Genomic DNA, 17,303 nt, shown 5'->3' on the forward strand with positions numbered 1-17,303 from the left:
CGCGGGTACCTCGTGAAATCACGCGGCATTGCGGGTTTGTGCGCGATGCAACTTGTTTCCCCAGGGTATATAATGCCCGTCCCCCTAATCTAACTCGGTAACTCCATTCACTATGGCAGGAAATAAACCCTTCAACAAACCCACTGAGCCTCGCGATCCGCAAGTCGCCGGGTTGAAAATCCCCCCGCATTCGATTGAAGCGGAACAGTCGGTGTTGGGTGGTTTAATGCTGGATAACGAACGCTGGGACGATGTGGCTGAACGCGTCGTCGCGGAAGATTTCTATACCCGCCCGCATCGCCATATCTTTACCGAAATGCACCGTTTACAGGAGATGGGCAAACCCATCGACCTGATTACGCTGTCTGAATCGTTAGAGCAACAGGGGCAGCTTGATAGCGTCGGTGGTTTCGCCTATCTGGCGGAGTTATCGAAAAACACGCCGAGCGCCGCGAACATCAGTGCGTATGCCGACATCGTGCGCGAACGTGCAGTGGTCCGCGACATGATTTCTGTCGCCAACGAAATCGCCGATGCCGGTTTCGACCCGCAGGGGCGCAGTAGCGAAGACCTGCTGGATCTGGCGGAGTCGCGGGTGTTTCAGATTGCTGAAAACCGCGCCAATAAAGACGAAGGCCCAAAGAGTATCGATCAGATCCTCGAAGCGACGGTGGCGCGTATCGAAACGCTCTACCAGCAGCCTCATGACGGTGTAACCGGGGTCGATACCGGCTACCAGGATCTGAACAAAAAAACCGCCGGGTTGCAGCGTTCCGACCTGATTATCGTGGCGGCACGTCCTTCAATGGGTAAAACCACCTTCGCCATGAACCTGTGCGAAAACGCCGCCATGTTGCAGGATAAACCGGTGCTGATTTTCAGCCTGGAGATGCCCGGCGAGCAGATTATGATGCGTATGCTGGCGTCGCTGTCGCGCGTGGACCAAACGCGTATCCGTACCGGCCAGTTGGATGACGAAGACTGGGCGCGGATCTCCGGCACCATGGGCATCCTGCTTGAGAAGCGCAATATGTATATTGATGACTCCTCCGGCCTGACGCCCACCGAAGTGCGCTCCCGCGCGCGGCGTATTTTCCGCGAGCACGGCGGGTTAAGCATGATCATGATCGACTACCTGCAATTGATGCGCGTGCCGTCGCTTTCCGATAACCGTACTCTGGAAATTGCTGAAATCTCCCGCTCGCTGAAAGCGCTGGCGAAAGAGTTGCAGGTGCCGGTGGTGGCGCTCTCCCAGCTTAACCGCTCGCTGGAACAGCGTGCCGATAAACGCCCGGTTAACTCCGACCTGCGTGAATCCGGCTCCATCGAACAGGACGCCGACTTAATTATGTTTATCTATCGTGATGAGGTGTATCACGAGAACAGCGACCTGAAAGGGATCGCGGAAATCATTATTGGTAAACAGCGTAACGGGCCGATCGGTACGGTGCGGCTGACGTTTAACGGGCAGTGGTCGCGGTTTGATAATTACGCAGGCCCCCAATACGACGACGAATAAATCCCCGTCATCATTCTCGCCGCAGGTGCGTTGACTTCGCGCGCTCACCCCAGTCACTTACTTAAGTAAGCTCCTGGGGATTCACGCACTCGCCGCCTTGCTGCAACGCGAATGATTTAGGGGATTCCCCATGAAATCCACACAAATGCAAGGAATGACATGCAAGCGGCAACCGTAGTGATTAACCGCCGCGCTCTGCGACACAACCTGCAACGCCTGCGCGAACTGGCTCCGGACAGTCGCATGGTGGCGGTTGTGAAAGCAAACGCCTATGGTCACGGTCTACTGGAGACCGCGCGTACCTTAACTGACGCCGATGCCTTCGGCGTTGCCCGCCTGGAAGAAGCGCTGCGTTTGCGGGAAGGGGGCATCAAACAGCCTGTCCTGCTGCTCGAAGGTTTCTTCAATGCCGACGATCTGCCAGCTATCTCCCGCGAAGGTTTCCACACGGTAGTGCATAATGAGGCGCAACTGGCGGCGCTGGAACAGACAACGCTGGATGAACCCGTCACCGTCTGGATGAAACTGGATACCGGCATGCACCGTCTGGGCGTACTGCCGGAACACGCCGAAGCGTTCTATGCCCGGCTTAGCGCCTGTAAAAACGTGCGTCAGCCGGTGAATATCGTCAGCCATTTTGCCCGCGCCGATGAACCGGAGTGCGGCGCAACCGAAAAACAGCTCGCCATCTTTAATCAATTCACCGAAGGGAAGCCGGGCCAGCGCTCTATTGGCGCGTCGGGCGGCATCCTGCTGTGGCCACAATCCCATCTTGAGTGGGTGCGCCCCGGCATTATTCTTTACGGCGTCTCTCCACTGGATAACAAACCCTGGGGCGAAGACGTCGGGTTTAAACCGGTGATGACGCTGACCTCCAGCCTGATCGCCGTGCGCGAGCACAAAGCGGGCGAACCGGTGGGCTACGGCGGTACCTGGGTCAGCGAGCGTGATACCCGGCTGGGCGTGATTGCGCTGGGTTATGGCGATGGCTACCCGCGCAGCGCGCCGTCCGGTACGCCGGTACGGGTTAACGGCCGCGAAGTGCCCATCGTTGGGCGCGTGGCGATGGATATGATTTGCGTCGACCTCGGCCCGGATGCGCAGGATCGGGTGGGTGACGGTGTAGTGATGTGGGGGGAAGGTTTGCCCGTTGAACGTATCGCTGCCATGACAAAAGTGAGCGCTTACGAACTTATCACCCGGTTAACGCCGCGCATGGCGACGCGCTACCTCGATTAACGCCACAGGCCGTTTCTCCTCGCAGAAACGGCATTGCAAACTTCCTCTCGATCTCCTGTGGTCTCCGGTTTATTGTGTGACGTTACTACACCGTAAACCAGGAGTACCTCAGCGTGTTTCAAAAAGTTGACGCCTATGCGGGCGACCCCATTCTGTCTTTGATGGAGCGTTTCAAAGAAGATCCTCGCGCCGATAAAGTGAACCTGAGCATCGGACTGTATTACAACGAAGACGGTATTATTCCGCAGCTTCAGGCCGTCGCCAGGGCTGAGGAGCGCCTGAACGCGCAGCCGCATGGCGCATCGCTGTATCTGCCGATGGAAGGGTTAAATAGCTACCGTCACACCATTGTGCCGCTGCTTTTTGGTGCCGATCATCCTGTACTCCAGCAACAGCGCGTGGCGACTATTCAGACGCTGGGCGGTTCAGGGGCGCTAAAAGTCGGCGCGGATTTCCTGAAACGCTACTTTCCTGATGCCGGCGTGTGGGTCAGTGACCCGACGTGGGAAAACCACGTTGCCATATTTGAAGGGGCTGGATTCGAAGTAAGTACTTACCCCTGGTTTGATAACGACGCCAAAGGCGTACGTTTTGAGGCGTTGCTGGAGAAACTCGATACCCTGCCTGCGCGCAGCATTGTGCTGCTGCATCCGTGCTGCCACAACCCGACTGGTTCCGATCTCAATAACGCCCAGTGGGATGCAGTGATTGAGGTACTGAAAGCGCGTGAGCTGATCCCATTCCTGGATATCGCTTATCAGGGCTTTGGCGCAGGCATGGAGCAAGACGCTTACGCGATCCGCGCTATCGCCAGCGCGGGTTTGCCGGCACTGGTCAGCAATTCATTTTCTAAAATCTTCTCGCTATATGGCGAGCGCGTCGGGGGCCTGTCGATTGTCTGCGAAGATACGGAAACGGCCAGTCGCGTGCTGGGCCAGCTTAAAGCTACTGTGCGTCGCAACTACTCCAGCCCGCCGAATTTTGGTGCGCAGGTGGTGGCGCTGGTTCTGGGTGATGATGAACTGAGAACCAACTGGCTGGCGGAAGTGGAAGCGATGCGCATCCGTATCCTGGCGATGCGTCAGGCGCTGGTAGATGTGCTCAAAGAAGCGGTACCTGGCCGCAACTTCGATTACCTGCTTCAACAACGCGGTATGTTCAGCTATACCGGATTGAGTACGGCGCAGGTGGATCGGTTGCGTGATGAGTTCGGTGTCTACCTGATCGCCAGCGGCCGCATGTGCGTCGCCGGGCTTAACAGCCGTAATGTACATCGTGTAGCCCAGGCGTTTGCTGCCGTGATGTAATACACGGCATCCGTTGGTTTATAAGAAAGCATTGCAAAGTTTGGCGATGCTTTCTTTCAGGCATTTCATTGATAAGTTATGAGATCAATATTTTCATTTGTAAATGCCGGGAAATATATAATCACAGTAAATCATATGGTTTACTGTGATTATATGAACAAAAATCTCTCAGCATCAAAGAAATTAAAGCGAGAATTTTAAATACATTCTTAAAATCTCATTGCATCGATAAATATATCACATCGCTGAATTATACACTTATGATTAAAAGTGATCGCTTTTCCTTAATTTATTCTTCATGAGCAATATATTTTTTTACAATGCCAATTAGCCTCTAAGTCCCAACAATAATATAAAGACGCAGTTTTCGCTTTCTGCAAGCAATATCTGCTTCAGCATAAAGCAAAAATAAAAAGGGTTGTATAAAAACAGCATTGTTTTACAAGGATAAGTTTATGAGTATTACTATTGTGCGTCGTTCTAATAATAAACAGGTTTTACACGCAAAAATGGCGCCGGCATGTTTCGCCACTATGCTGGCGCTGGGTATGGTTATGCCGGTACAGGCAGCGATTATTGCTGATAATTCATCTTCTCAGCAGCCATCTATTCACACCAATGCCAATGGCGCGACAATTGTCGACATCAACAAAGCCAGTGCAGAAGGTGTTTCCCATAACGTTTATTCACAATTCAATGTGGATCAGAATGGCGTTATTCTGAACAACAGCGGAGCTTCCACTAACACGCAACTGGCTGGCCAGATTGACGGCAACGCGAATATGGCGAATGGCAGCGCGAAAGTTATTCTGAACGAAGTGCGCTCTTCTGACCCGAGCCAGTTAAATGGCATGGTGGAAGTGGCGGGTCAATCTGCCCGCGTGATTATCGCTAACCCGTCAGGCATTACCTGCGATGGTTGCGGCTTTATCAATACCAATCACGCTACGCTCTCTACGGGCACCGCGACCTTTGATGCCAAAGGTAATGTGAATGGTTTTGACGTGAAGAGAGGCCAGGTGGTGATTACGGGTAAAGGGATGGATACGTCTTCTACCCAGTACACCGATATCATCGCGCGTTCCGTGAAAGTGAATGCTCAGCTTAAAGCGAACGAGCTGAATATCACCACCGGCAGCAACCATTTTGATAAAAATGGCCGGGTAACGGCGATTGAAGGCGAAGGCAATGCGCCGCAGCTGGCACTGGATGTTTCCAGCCTGGGCTCCATGTATGCCAACAAAATCTACATGAAAGGCACTGAAGCGGGCGTGGGTGTGCGTATCGATCATGCCGATCTGACTGCCAATGACTCGCTGTCTATTGATACCAACGGCGTGCTGGAAAACAATGGCGGTCGTATTAGTGGTGCTAATAACGTCGAGTTGCATGCCAACGACGTGCTAAACCGTAACGGACAGATCGTTTCCAACGACATGGTTTCGGTAAACGCGAATGGTACTGTTGATAACACCCAGGGAAAAATTACCGGCCAGTATGTCAATGTTAATGGCAAAAACACGCTGAATAATAAAGGCAACATTCAGGGTAGCCGCAGCGTTAATGTAACCGCTGATTCACTGGATAACTTTAACGGTAATATCAGCAGCGGCGGCGATTTGTCGTTGAATCGTTCAACGACAAATAATTACTATAACGGCAACCCAGGCGATGGCCTGAACAACCGTAACGGTAACATCACCGCTAAAGGCAATATCAATATTGATATTGCGAATGTTGATAACTCAGCCGGTCATCTGACCAGCGAGGGCGCGCTTAATGTTAATACCGACATGCTTATTAACGATCATGGCGTGATTTCTTCAGGCAACGTGAACAAAACGTCCTGGAGCTCCATCAACGCGAGTATGTTGAATAATAATGACGGCACTATTATCGCGAATGGCGCTGACGATATGTTGAATATCAATGCTGATTACAACATTTCAAACCGCGGTGGTGATATTCATAGTAACGGTTCCCTGATGGTCAGCGGAATGAATGCCTTGTTAGATAACGCATCCGGCTCTCTGTCTGCTGACAAAGATCTAAGCATTTATACCAACGCCTATTCTTCTGACGCAAACAGCGTCATGAAAGCAGGCCAACGTGCTGATATCTCTGTCTCTAATTCTTTCCAGAATGCCGGTCTGATCAAAGCAGGACAGGATATTTCCCTGAATCTGGATTCCCAGGGTTGGTATAATTACAGTTCTCCGGCGCAGAACAGCGGCATCATTGATGCAGCGGGGAATTTGATTGTTCAAATGAGCAGCAGTGATTTTGTTAATAGCGGTAGCATCACCGCTAATCAAATGAACTGGCAGATGAGTTCACTGACCAACAGCGGCACGATCAATAGCCGCAATAATATCGCCATGTACGCTAATAATCTGAACAACAATGGTCAGATTCATGCTGATGGTTCATCAGATATCAACGCATCCTGGCTGATCAACGATCTGAATGGCGAAATTTCAGCAAATCGCGATGCTAACGTGATGGCAAATAATTATTTCAGCAACTCAGGTAGCATTCTGGCGGGTAATAATGTCAATGTAACCGCCATGTCTTACGATTATTCCCCTGTGACTGCTGATAACTTCGGTAAGATCTCTGCAGGCAATTCGCTTAATCTGCATATGGACGGCGCAAACTTCTATAACAGAGGGTCGCTGGATGCGGGCAACATTATGAGCGTAGATGCGCGTTATATTAATAACGAGGGTGTGATTACCAGTGAAGGTGATGTTCATCTGAACGCCGACGGAGGTATTAACAATAACGTATCAGGGGAAATTACCGGTAATAAAGTTATTACAACGGGTTACGTTAACAATATGGGTACGATTACTCAGACCGGTAATAACCAGGACGACAACGGCAATACTGACAACGGTAATACCGATAACGGCAACACCGACAACGGCAACACCGACAACGGTAATACCGATAACGGCAACACCGACAACGGCAACACCGACAACGGTAATACCGATAACGGCAACACCGATAACGGCAACACCGATAACGGAACGAATACTGCCGATACACAGGCGAACGGTACGCCTGCAGGGAACGGCGTATGGGAAGATGGCGTAGTCTACGCTCCGGGCGATATGTATAACGGTCACCTGGTTCAGGATATTATTTTCTATCCGGGCGGCTACATTATCGCCACGGCTTGGTAAATTAATCAGATAATATTCAAGCCCCATACGATATGGGGCTTTTTAAATTGATTTACTATAAATCGCTGTAATCTTCGCGCTACGCGAAGAGGTTGTCATCATTTCTGCGCGGCATTTTGAAGAGCGCGGCTACCAGGATAAGAATCAAAGGATTGAATGTGGTAACTCGTCGCTGCAGGATCAATATCGCCATTTTATGCGTGCTTACCGGGATCAATGTTCCCGCTTATGCAGAAGCCACGGTCAATCAACAGGCGTTAAGCCAGCAACAACAGGATGAGGCCAGGCGCAACCAGCTTACGCCAGAGTCAAAATCGCTGCTGACTTCAGATGCAGAACGCGTTAGCGATGAACTTATCCTGCCGGAAGAAAAAAACTGCTATCCCATACAACACGTGACGCTGGAAGAAAGAGATGCGCTTCCACACTGGATGGTTTTCCGTGATTTGACCCATCAGGTTGAAGGGAAATGCATCGGCATCAATGGGATTAAAGCTCTGCATAAAGCGGTGCAAAACCGCTTGATCTCCCACGGTTTTATTACCACCCGCGTTCTGGTGCCTAATCAGGATCTCGGCAACGGTACGCTGGCGTTACGGTTTCTGCCCGGAAAAATAAGTGAAATCGAATTCAAAGACGGTTCGGGAAGTTATATACACGCACTGAATAACTTCCCCGAAAAGAAAGGCGATTTGTTGGATCTACGCGGCCTTGAGCAGGGGATTGAAAATTTACAGCGTATCCCAGGCAGCACGGCGCAAATCAACCTCGTGCCTGGTGAAAATGCCGGTGAAACGAAAGTGGAAGTGAACCGTAAACAGCTTAAATCCTGGCGTCTTGGCGCCTGGGCTGATGATTCAGGCAGCAAATATACCGGGCGCTATCAGGGCGGCCTGGCATTCTATCTGGATAACCCCTCCTCGCTGAACGACATGTTTTATGCTGCCTATGGCGGAGGAATGAAAAATGAAGATGGTCGCCGCAGCGATAACGTTTCCGCATATTATTCTATTCCCTGGGGCTACTGGCTAATGGAGCTGTATGGCAGTAAATACCGCTACACCCAGACCATTCGCAGCGGTGATTTTAGCTATCTTTATAGCGGCATTGAAAAACTGATCACCGCCCAACTCAGCCGGGTGATTTATCGCAGCGCCAGCCAAAAAACGACGCTCAGCCTGAAAGCGATAAAGCGCGATTCCAGTTACTTTCTGAATGATGTGGAAGTGGAAGTCCAGAAGCGTGATACCAGTGCCTGGAAACTCAACCTTGAACATTTGGCTTATTTCTCCTTTGGGCAGCTTAAAGCCAACATGGGCTATCAGCATGCTGCTCCCTGGTTCGGCCAGAAGCCAGATGCTGAAGAAATGGCTGGCAGCGCAGACAGGCTGGCGCGGATATTTACCCTGGGCGCGGATGGCACCTTCCCCTTTAAAATCGGCGGGCTGTCGATGAGCTATGAACCGCACTTTATGAAGCAAACCACGCCCGATCGCCTGACTCAGCCGGATAAATTCACGCTGGGCAACCGTTGGAACGTACGGGGGTTCGACGGTGAAAACACCCTTTATGCCGACAAAGGCTGGTATTTGCGTAACGACATTAACCTGAATCTACCGGAATGGGGGATGCAGCCTTATATTGGCGTGGATTATGGCGAAGTGAGCGGGTCGAAAAACGATTACTGGAGCGGCAAGCACATCGCGGGCGCGGCGGCAGGCGTTCGAGGCGTTAAAGGTAAATTTGGCTATGATCTTTTTGTCGGCGTCCCGTTGTTAAAACCTGATGAATTGCATACCAGCCCGGTCAGCGTCGGCTTTGCCGTACAATGGCAATATTGAGCCAGGGCGACAGGCAAATACGCTCGATTATCTCAGCCTGTTCGCCGATAAATCACCTTCCTTATTTTACCTTTCGACCATTAGGCTACACACTTAACAGAACTGATTTCTATTAAGGGAGTAGCTTATGTGGTTGCAACAGACTCTGGCGCTAAAAGCGAGGCCGAGGGGCTTTTACCTCATCACGGAAGAAATCCTCAGCCAGATAGACGCGCTTTCAGACATCAAAGTCGGGCTACTGCATCTGCTGCTTCAGCACACCTCTGCTTCTATCACGCTTAATGAAAATTGCGATCCTTCGGTTCGCCGCGATATGGAGCGCTATTTTCTTCAGGCGGTGCCGGATAACGCCTCCTGGGAACATGACGATGAAGGGCCTGACGATATGCCCTCACACATTAAGTCGTCAACCCTGGGTGTTTCGCTGTTGCTGCCCGTCAAAAATGGTCGGGTGCAGCTTGGCACATGGCAGGGGATTTGGTTAGGGGAACATCGCATCGACGGCGGTTCACGCCGTATTGTCGCCACATTACAAGGGGAATAATGATGACCAACTCGGAGCTACTGCAATATTGCATGAGTAAACCAGGCGCTGAACAAAGTGTACATAGCGACTGGAAAGCAACTCAGATTAAAGTGGCGGATGTGCTGTACGCGATGGTGCATGATGTTAATGACCGCCAGGCGGTGTCATTGAAAACCAGCCCTGGTCTTGCCGATCTGCTACGGCAGAAACATGAAGATGTTTTTCCGAGCGCGCATCTCAACAAGGCGCACTGGAGCACGCTGTATTTAGATGGCAGCCTGCCAGATTCACAAATTTATTATCTGGTCGATGCGTCTTATCAACAGGCGCTGGGGCTATTACCCGAGCAAACCCGGCAACAGCTTTCTGTCTAGCGGGATGGCGTAGGGCTCTGGCCCTACGCTGATTTTATAAAAGTAGAAATAGATGAGAGTAACTGTCTTAATCAAAAAAATTATGCGATAGCGATTAGTAATGGATCTCTAATAAATAAAATATTCCCCTATGGTTATCAAAAAGTTTTATTTTGAACTAAACAACGGATGACTTCTTTAATTCATATTGCTTTACGAATGGTTTGACCAAATTAAGTCGCATTGCTTCATTTATTAGGATGAATTGATAGTTGGCGGTAATGTATTTTAAAATGTTTTTTTTAGTAAGTTATTTCGTTTTGTATTGGGATTTTTAATTATTCTCCTCATAATAAAAACGCGCCCGGTGAAATTCATTATTTATTATTGGTTTTGATGAAATATTTCAACTAATACATTTGGTGAATGACAAGGGGCTTTATAATATGGTGTCAAAGGAGAATAAAATGCAAAACAGGAAATTAAAAAACATGAAAAATAAATCAACGCTGCATGCTACGCTAGGCCCTGTATGCTTCGCTACATTACTGGCACTGGGCATGGTCCAACCCACTCATGCAGCTATCACTGCGGATACCAGCGCTGCTAATCAACCTGGCATCCATACAGGTGCTGGCGGCGCAACGATCGTAGATATTAATAAAGCCAGCGATCAGGGTGTATCCCACAATATTTATTCTGAATTCAATGTAGATAAAAATGGTGTGGTCCTGAATAACAGCACAACTAACACCAACACTCAGCTCGCAGGTAATATCAACGGCAACAGCAATCTGGCAGGGCAAAGCGCAACCATCATTCTTAATGAAGTGCGCTCTTCCGATCCGAGCCAGTTGAATGGCATGGTAGAAGTCGCGGGTAAATCTGCCCAGGTCATTATCGCTAACCCATCGGGTATTACCTGTGACGGCTGCGGCTTTATCAATACCAGCCGTGCTACGCTGACGACGGGTACGCCGACTGTTGACGAAAATGGCAAACTGACCGGTCTTGACGTGAAACGCGGCCAGGTTGAGATCACGGGTAACGGCATGAATACCAGTAATGCGGGTATGCCGATATATACCGATATTATTGCGCGTTCGGTGAAAATCAATGCGGGTTTGCAAGCGAAAACCCTCAACATTGTGACTGGCAAGAATCATCTTGATAAGGATGGCACTCTCACCCAGATTGAAGGGGAAGGCGATGCGCCGGCACTGGCACTTGATGTTTCAACGCTGGGTTCAATGTATGTCGGCAAGATCAATATGATTGGTACCGAATCAGGTGTTGGTGTGCGTCTGGATCACGCTGATTTAACGGCGACAGATGATATTGCTATTTCAGTTGATGGCAAACTGGATAATAACGGCGGTCGTATTCAGGCAGGCCACAATATCATTTTGGACAGCGCGTCGCTTAATAATGAAAATTCTGTTATTCAGGCTCATGATACGTTGAACATTTCTACTCAAGGAGAGTTCAACAATAAAAACGGTAGCGTGGCAGGTAATGCAGTGACAATCCGCTCCGATGCTCTGAATAACCAGGATGGCTATATCACTTCCCAGGGAAGAATGTCTCTCGTCGGCTCAGAACTCAATAACGTCCGTGGTAATATCCACAGCGGGGACGATATGTCGATGAGTTACAGCTACGATTACCATACCAAAACGACGATAAACACCATTGATAATAATCAGGGTAACATTGTTTCAAATGGCGATCTCTATGTACAAAGTTCGGTGATCAACAATGATGCCGGCCTGATTAAAACGGATGGGCAACTTTCGTTAAATGCCGGGACATTGAATAATAGCAACAGCGCTCAGTTTAAGGGTGACAATAATCAGAAAGGTGGGATTTATGCTGGCGGTGTGCTGAGGCCGACCAATGATACCCATTCACCTTATATAAATAACACTTCATATGTACATGCTGACACGCTTAATAATGATGATGGTATTATCCGCTCGTCAGGCGACGGTGTTGCGCTGGACGTATCAGGGTCAAATACCATGACCAATAAGGGTGGGGTTATCGGCTCGGCGAGTGATTTGTCGATTAATTATGGGAGTCAAGTCAACAACACTGCCGGTATTATTGAAAGTACAGGGAACATGGCGTTGACGGCGGGCAAATACATTGCGGATACCACCGGGGTGGTGAACGCGGGTCATAATCTGGACCTGATGATGAGTAGCGGGTTTGATAATGCTGGCCTTATTCAGGCTGCTAACGATTTGAATTTCGGTTTTATAAAATCGCATCAGCCGGTAAATGTCACCTTTACTAATAAAGGGAAAATGCGGGCGGATGGGCAGGTGACAATGAACCTCCAGGGCGTGAACTTTATTAACGAAGGCAACGTTTACGGTAATAAAGGCATTAACTGGTACGGTCAGGACGTCACCAATAAAGGCCAAATAAACAGTAATGGCGACATTTACTTCGGCGTAAATACGCTGACGAATGAAAAGTCTGCTGTTATTAAAGGCAACAGCGTCAAAATCAGTGCTGCAAGCGTGAAGAACGAGGGAACAATCACGCCTGACTATACGCCAGTACAACCGGATAATGGTGGCTCATCTGGCGGTGGATCACATACGCCTTCAAACGACGATGGTTCACATACACCGATTTCACATCACTAATCTTTACCGATAATAAAATGCCCCGCTGATGCGGGGCATTTCTTTTATTTTAACAAGGGCTTTAAGAAGCGCGCGGTATAGGACTCTTTGCATGCCGACACCGTTTCAGGCGTGCCGGAAACCAGAATTTCGCCGCCGCCGCTACCGCCTTCCGGGCCGAGATCCACAATCCAGTCTGCAGTTTTGATAACGTCCAGGTTGTGTTCAATCACCACAATGGTATTACCCTGATCGCGCAGCTGATGCAGCACGTCGAGCAATTGCTGGATATCGGCAAAATGCAGGCCGGTAGTGGGTTCATCCAGGATATACAGCGTCTGGCCGGTGCCGCGTTTTGACAGTTCGCGTGCCAGTTTCACACGCTGCGCCTCGCCGCCGGATAACGTGGTGGCAGACTGCCCGAGACGGATATAGGAGAGCCCCACGTCCATCAACGTTTGCAGCTTACGCGCCAGCGCAGGGACAGCATCGAAGAACTCACGCGCGTCTTCAATCGTCATGTCCAGTACTTCATGAATGCTCTTGCCCTTGTACTTAATTTCCAGGGTTTCGCGGTTATAGCGTTTGCCTTTGCACTGGTCGCACGGCACGTAGATGTCCGGCAGGAAGTGCATTTCAACTTTAATTACGCCATCGCCCTGGCAGGCCTCGCAGCGGCCACCGCGCACGTTAAAACTGAAACGTCCCGGCGTATAGCCGCGTGTGCGCGATTCCGGCACACCGGCAAACAGCTCACGCACCGGCGTAAACACGCCAGTATAGGTCGCGGGGTTAGAGCGCGGCGTACGGCCAATAGGGCTCTGATCGATATCGATAACCTTATCGAAATGCTCCATGCCATGAACTTCGCGATACGGCGCAGGCTCGGCGATAGTCGCGCCATTAAGCTGGCGCTGGGCAATCGGGAACAGCGTATCGTTGATCAGCGTTGATTTACCCGAACCGGATACGCCGGTGATACAGGTAAACAGACCCACCGGCAGCGTCAGCGTCACGTCTTTGAGGTTGTTGCCTTTTGCGCCCACCAGTTTGAGCACTTTCGCCGGGTCCGCCTGCACGCGTTGTTTCGGCACCGCAATTTCACGTTTGCCGCTCAGGTACTGACCGGTCAGCGATTCCTGAACCGCCATGATGTCTTTCATGGTGCCTTCAGCGACCACCTGGCCGCCATGTACGCCCGCGCCAGGACCAATATCGATAATATGGTCGGCGGCGCGAATCGCGTCTTCATCATGTTCCACCACAATCACCGTGTTACCGAGATCGCGCAGATGGATTAAGGTTTCCAGCAAGCGTTCGTTATCACGCTGGTGCAGACCGATTGACGGTTCATCCAGCACATACATCACGCCCACCAGGCCCGCGCCGATTTGGCTTGCCAGACGGATACGCTGGGCTTCGCCACCGGACAGCGTTTCTGCCGAACGGGAGAGCGTCAGATAATTCAGACCGACATTGACCAGGAATTTCAGTCGATCGCCAATTTCTTTCAGCACTTTTTCGGCGATTTTCGCACGCTGGCCAGAAAGTTTCAGATTGGTAAAGAAGTCCATCGCGTGGCCGATGCTCATATCAGAAATGGTCGGCAGCGCGGTGTTTTCGACAAATACATGGCGCGATTCACGACGCAGACGGGTGCCTTCGCACGTGGCGCAGGGGCGGTTGCTGATAAATTTCGCCAAATCTTCGCGTACGGCAGAAGACTCGGTTTCTTTATAGCGGCGCTCCATATTGTGCAGCACACCCTCAAACGGATGACGGCGCACGGAGGTATCGCCACGATCGTTCATGTATTTAAATTCGATGGTTTCTCGCCCTGAACCGTTAAGCACGACGTTTTTGACGGTAGAGCTCAGTTCATTCCACGGTGTTTCCACATCGAATTTGTAGTGATCCGCCAGCGAGCGCAGCATGGTGAAATAGTAAAAGTTACGGCGATCCCAGCCGCGGATCGCGCCGCCAGCCAGCGACAGCTCGCCGTTTTGCACCACGCGATCCGGGTCGAAATATTGCTGAACGCCCAGGCCGTCGCAGGTCGGGCATGCGCCTGCCGGGTTGTTGAACGAAAACAGACGCGGTTCAAGCTCGCGCATGCTATACCCGCACACCGGGCAGGCAAAATTAGCCGAGAACAACATTTCTTCTGCGTCGGGGCTATCCATATCCGCCACCATCGCCGTGCCGCCAGAGAGTTCCAGCGCGGTTTCAAATGATTCCGCCAGACGCTGCGCCAGATCCTCACGTACTTTGAAACGATCGATAACGACTTCGATGGTGTGCTTCTTATGCAGTTCGAGCGTCGGCGGATCGGAAAGATCGCACACCTCGCCATCGATACGGGCGCGGATATACCCCTGGCTTGCAAGGTTTTCCAGGGTTTTAGTGTGTTCGCCTTTACGCTCTTTGATCACCGGCGCCAGCAACATCAGGCGCTTGCCTTCCGGTTGCGACAGCACGTTATCCACCATCTGGCTAACGGTTTGCGCCGCCAGTGGGACGTTGTGATCCGGGCAGCGCGGTTCGCCGACGCGAGCAAACAACAGGCGCAGATAATCGTGAATTTCAGTAATGGTGCCCACCGTGGAACGGGGGTTATGCGACGTCGATTTTTGCTCGATGGAAATCGCAGGGGAGAGCCCCTCGATATGATCGACATCCGGCTTTTCCATCAGTGACAGAAATTGACGCGCATACGCCGACAGCGATTCGACGTAGCGACGCTGCCCTTCGGCATACAGAGTGTCAAAAGCCAGTGAGGATTTGCCTGAGCCCGACAGCCCTGTCACGACAATAAGCTTGTCGCGGGGGATGACGAGATTGATATTCTTGAGATTGTGGGTGCGGGCGCCCCGTACTTCTATCTTATCCATTCACCTTTCCCGGTAGAAACGCTGTTTGCCTGGTCTTTCATGTTGCGCAAGAAAAGAGAACCGGCTGCCAGAAACGGCTAATTATGACACAATTTGACCTGAATGGATATACAGTATTGGAATGCATCTTCCCGCGTTTTGTGCGAAAATGTCGTACTGGCGCTTTTTTCTGGAATACTGCTCGCAGCTATTAAACTGCGGCTTTGTGATGGTACAATCGCGCGTTTACACTATTTAGAAATCTTTCAGGAGACTCGATCATGGCCAGCAGAGGCGTAAACAAGGTTATTCTCGTGGGTAATCTGGGCCAGGACCCGGAAGTACGCTATTTGCCGAGTGGTGGCGCAGTCGCTAACTTCACGCTGGCTACTTCGGACTCCTGGCGCGACAAGCAGACCGGCGAAATGAAAGAACAGACGGAATGGCACCGCGTTGTGATGTTCGGCAAACTGGCGGAAGTGGCTGGCGAATATCTGCGTAAAGGTTCCCAGGTCTATATTGAAGGACAACTGCGTACCCGCAAATGGACCGATCAATCCGGTCAGGAGCGCTATACCACCGAGATTAACGTACCGCAAATTGGCGGCGTTATGCAGATGCTGGGTGGACGTCAGGGCGGCGGTGCACCGGCAGGCGGCGGCCAGCAGCAGGGCGGTTGGGGCCAGCCTCAGCAACCGCAGCAGCAAGCTCAGGGCGGTCAGTTCAGCGGCGGCGCGCAACCACGTCCGCAGCAACAGGCTCCGGCGCAGTCTAACAACGAACCGCCGATGGATTTCGACGACGATATCCCGTTCTGATGTCGAATTAAGCATCAAGCAAGAAGCCCGCAATATATATATTGCGGGTTTTTTTATTTTCATCTTCTTTTATGCATGTGCATGAATAATATTGTCCCACCCTGGTATCTTTACCAGGATTAACGGGCCACTGCTACTCTCCTGCCGGTTACCTCTACCTCTTTGTTAGGATTTTCGCCTTACACATCTAATGCGAAACTAGCCCCTACAAAATAAATGGCTTTATATTAGGTAATAATCCCGTCAATAAATAATTTCCAGCGGGTGTTAAATAAAGCCGGAAAAAATATTTTATATGACAGGGAGATCGGATGACTGTTGTAAGTAATCCTTTTAACGCAGACTGGAGCCGCCGCGGCAATTTGCTTTGTCATGGGCACTGGATTATTACGTTTGAAGGTAGGCCAGTAGAACTTCCTGAAGCCCGGCGGGAGAAAGATATGGGCACCCGTGGGATCTATTCTATTATTGACCCGGAGGATGAAACCTTCGCCGATGGATTACCCGAAAATGAATGGATAATCGAAAATGTTGAATGGTTAACAGACTGCTTTTTTGATAACAATATACCGCTGGACGAAGAGAATTATCGGGGCTTCTGGAAAGCGGTTAACAAGCAGGACTGGCGCTGTACCAGTTGCGCAGGTTGCATGTAAAAAAAAGCCTCTGCAGAGCAGAGGCCAGAAAATCAGGTCAGGATCATCGGCCACTCAGGCGGAGTCTTGCTAAGCACATCCCACATCACATCCTTGACGTGAGTCCATGTCGCCGCAAAATCGATAGACAAGCCCAGCAGTCCCGTCGCAAAGGCGCAGGATGCTGCAATGCCTATTCCGCTGCTGATTACCGCCAGCACTGCATAATCAGATTTACGAAATTGAATATTCAGGGTGCTGGCAAGAAACATCATCACTGCGCTGATAATTTGCCAGCGCATCATAACAATGCCAGTAGTCAGGGTAGCCATGTCACTGATTCCTTTATATAAAGGCAACACTTGTCA

12 protein-coding genes are annotated in these 17,303 nt (G+C 50.7%); 10 read left to right on the top strand and 2 right to left on the bottom strand.

Translation table 11 applies throughout. The features are described from left to right. Nucleotides 1–112 precede the first annotated feature (112 nt). From dnaB to RT120_RS09630, 8 genes are all read left to right on the top strand, one after another. Entirely contained in the window at nucleotides 113–1,519 is a 1,407-nt protein-coding gene (gene dnaB, locus RT120_RS09595; protein ID WP_125294743.1) for a replicative DNA helicase, read from the top strand. A 159-nt stretch (nucleotides 1,520–1,678) separates the two neighbouring features. Next, nucleotides 1,679–2,758 (top strand): alanine racemase, encoded by a 1,080-nt coding sequence (gene alr, locus RT120_RS09600; RefSeq protein ID WP_312982120.1) that lies wholly within the window; start codon nucleotides 1,679–1,681, stop codon nucleotides 2,756–2,758. A gap of 113 nt (nucleotides 2,759–2,871) precedes the next feature. Next, nucleotides 2,872–4,065, top strand: coding sequence for an aromatic amino acid transaminase (gene tyrB, locus RT120_RS09605; protein WP_312982122.1), 1,194 nt, complete (start codon nucleotides 2,872–2,874; stop codon nucleotides 4,063–4,065). Between the two features lie 455 nt (nucleotides 4,066–4,520). Continuing rightward, a complete protein-coding gene (locus tag RT120_RS09610) occupies nucleotides 4,521–7,256 on the top strand; it encodes a filamentous hemagglutinin N-terminal domain-containing protein (protein ID WP_312982123.1) in 2,736 nt (911 codons plus the stop codon). 152 nt (nucleotides 7,257–7,408) lie between these two features. Continuing rightward, nucleotides 7,409–9,097, top strand: coding sequence for a ShlB/FhaC/HecB family hemolysin secretion/activation protein (locus RT120_RS09615; protein WP_409515037.1), 1,689 nt, complete (start codon nucleotides 7,409–7,411; stop codon nucleotides 9,095–9,097). Nucleotides 9,098–9,224: 127 nt separating this feature from the next. Then, nucleotides 9,225–9,641, top strand: coding sequence for a secondary thiamine-phosphate synthase enzyme YjbQ (locus tag RT120_RS09620; protein WP_312982126.1), 417 nt, complete (start codon nucleotides 9,225–9,227; stop codon nucleotides 9,639–9,641). 2 nt (nucleotides 9,642–9,643) lie between these two features. Continuing rightward, nucleotides 9,644–9,997: an MmcQ/YjbR family DNA-binding protein gene (locus RT120_RS09625; protein ID WP_312982309.1), complete on the top strand. Its 354-nt coding sequence runs from the start codon at nucleotides 9,644–9,646 to the stop codon at nucleotides 9,995–9,997. A 446-nt stretch (nucleotides 9,998–10,443) separates the two neighbouring features. Beyond that, a complete protein-coding gene (locus tag RT120_RS09630) occupies nucleotides 10,444–12,633 on the top strand; it encodes a filamentous hemagglutinin N-terminal domain-containing protein (RefSeq protein WP_312982128.1) in 2,190 nt (729 codons plus the stop codon). Between the two features lie 44 nt (nucleotides 12,634–12,677). On the opposite strand, the gene uvrA is transcribed toward RT120_RS09630, so the two are convergent. Next, nucleotides 12,678–15,503, bottom strand: coding sequence for an excinuclease ABC subunit UvrA (gene uvrA, locus RT120_RS09635; protein WP_312982130.1), 2,826 nt, complete (start codon nucleotides 15,501–15,503; stop codon nucleotides 12,678–12,680). A gap of 260 nt (nucleotides 15,504–15,763) precedes the next feature. Here uvrA and ssb1 point away from each other — a divergent pair, with 260 nt between their 5' ends. Together ssb1 and RT120_RS09645 are read left to right on the top strand one after the other, a co-directional pair. Further along, complete coding sequence (ssb1, locus tag RT120_RS09640; protein ID WP_312982131.1) at nucleotides 15,764–16,300, top strand: single-stranded DNA-binding protein SSB1; 537 nt, start codon at nucleotides 15,764–15,766, stop codon at nucleotides 16,298–16,300. Nucleotides 16,301–16,611: 311 nt separating this feature from the next. Further along, the gene (locus RT120_RS09645; protein ID WP_312982132.1) at nucleotides 16,612–16,956 is read left to right on the top strand and encodes a hypothetical protein; all 345 of its coding nucleotides are present in this window, start codon (nucleotides 16,612–16,614) and stop codon (nucleotides 16,954–16,956) included. Nucleotides 16,957–16,988: 32 nt separating this feature from the next. On the opposite strand, the gene RT120_RS09650 is transcribed toward RT120_RS09645, so the two are convergent. Continuing rightward, nucleotides 16,989–17,267 (bottom strand): YjcB family protein, encoded by a 279-nt coding sequence (locus tag RT120_RS09650; protein WP_312982134.1) that lies wholly within the window; start codon nucleotides 17,265–17,267, stop codon nucleotides 16,989–16,991. Nucleotides 17,268–17,303: the final 36 nt, after the last annotated feature.

This window comes from Atlantibacter sp. (assembly GCF_032062175.1).
Classification (GTDB): Bacteria; Pseudomonadota; Gammaproteobacteria; order Enterobacterales; family Enterobacteriaceae; genus Atlantibacter.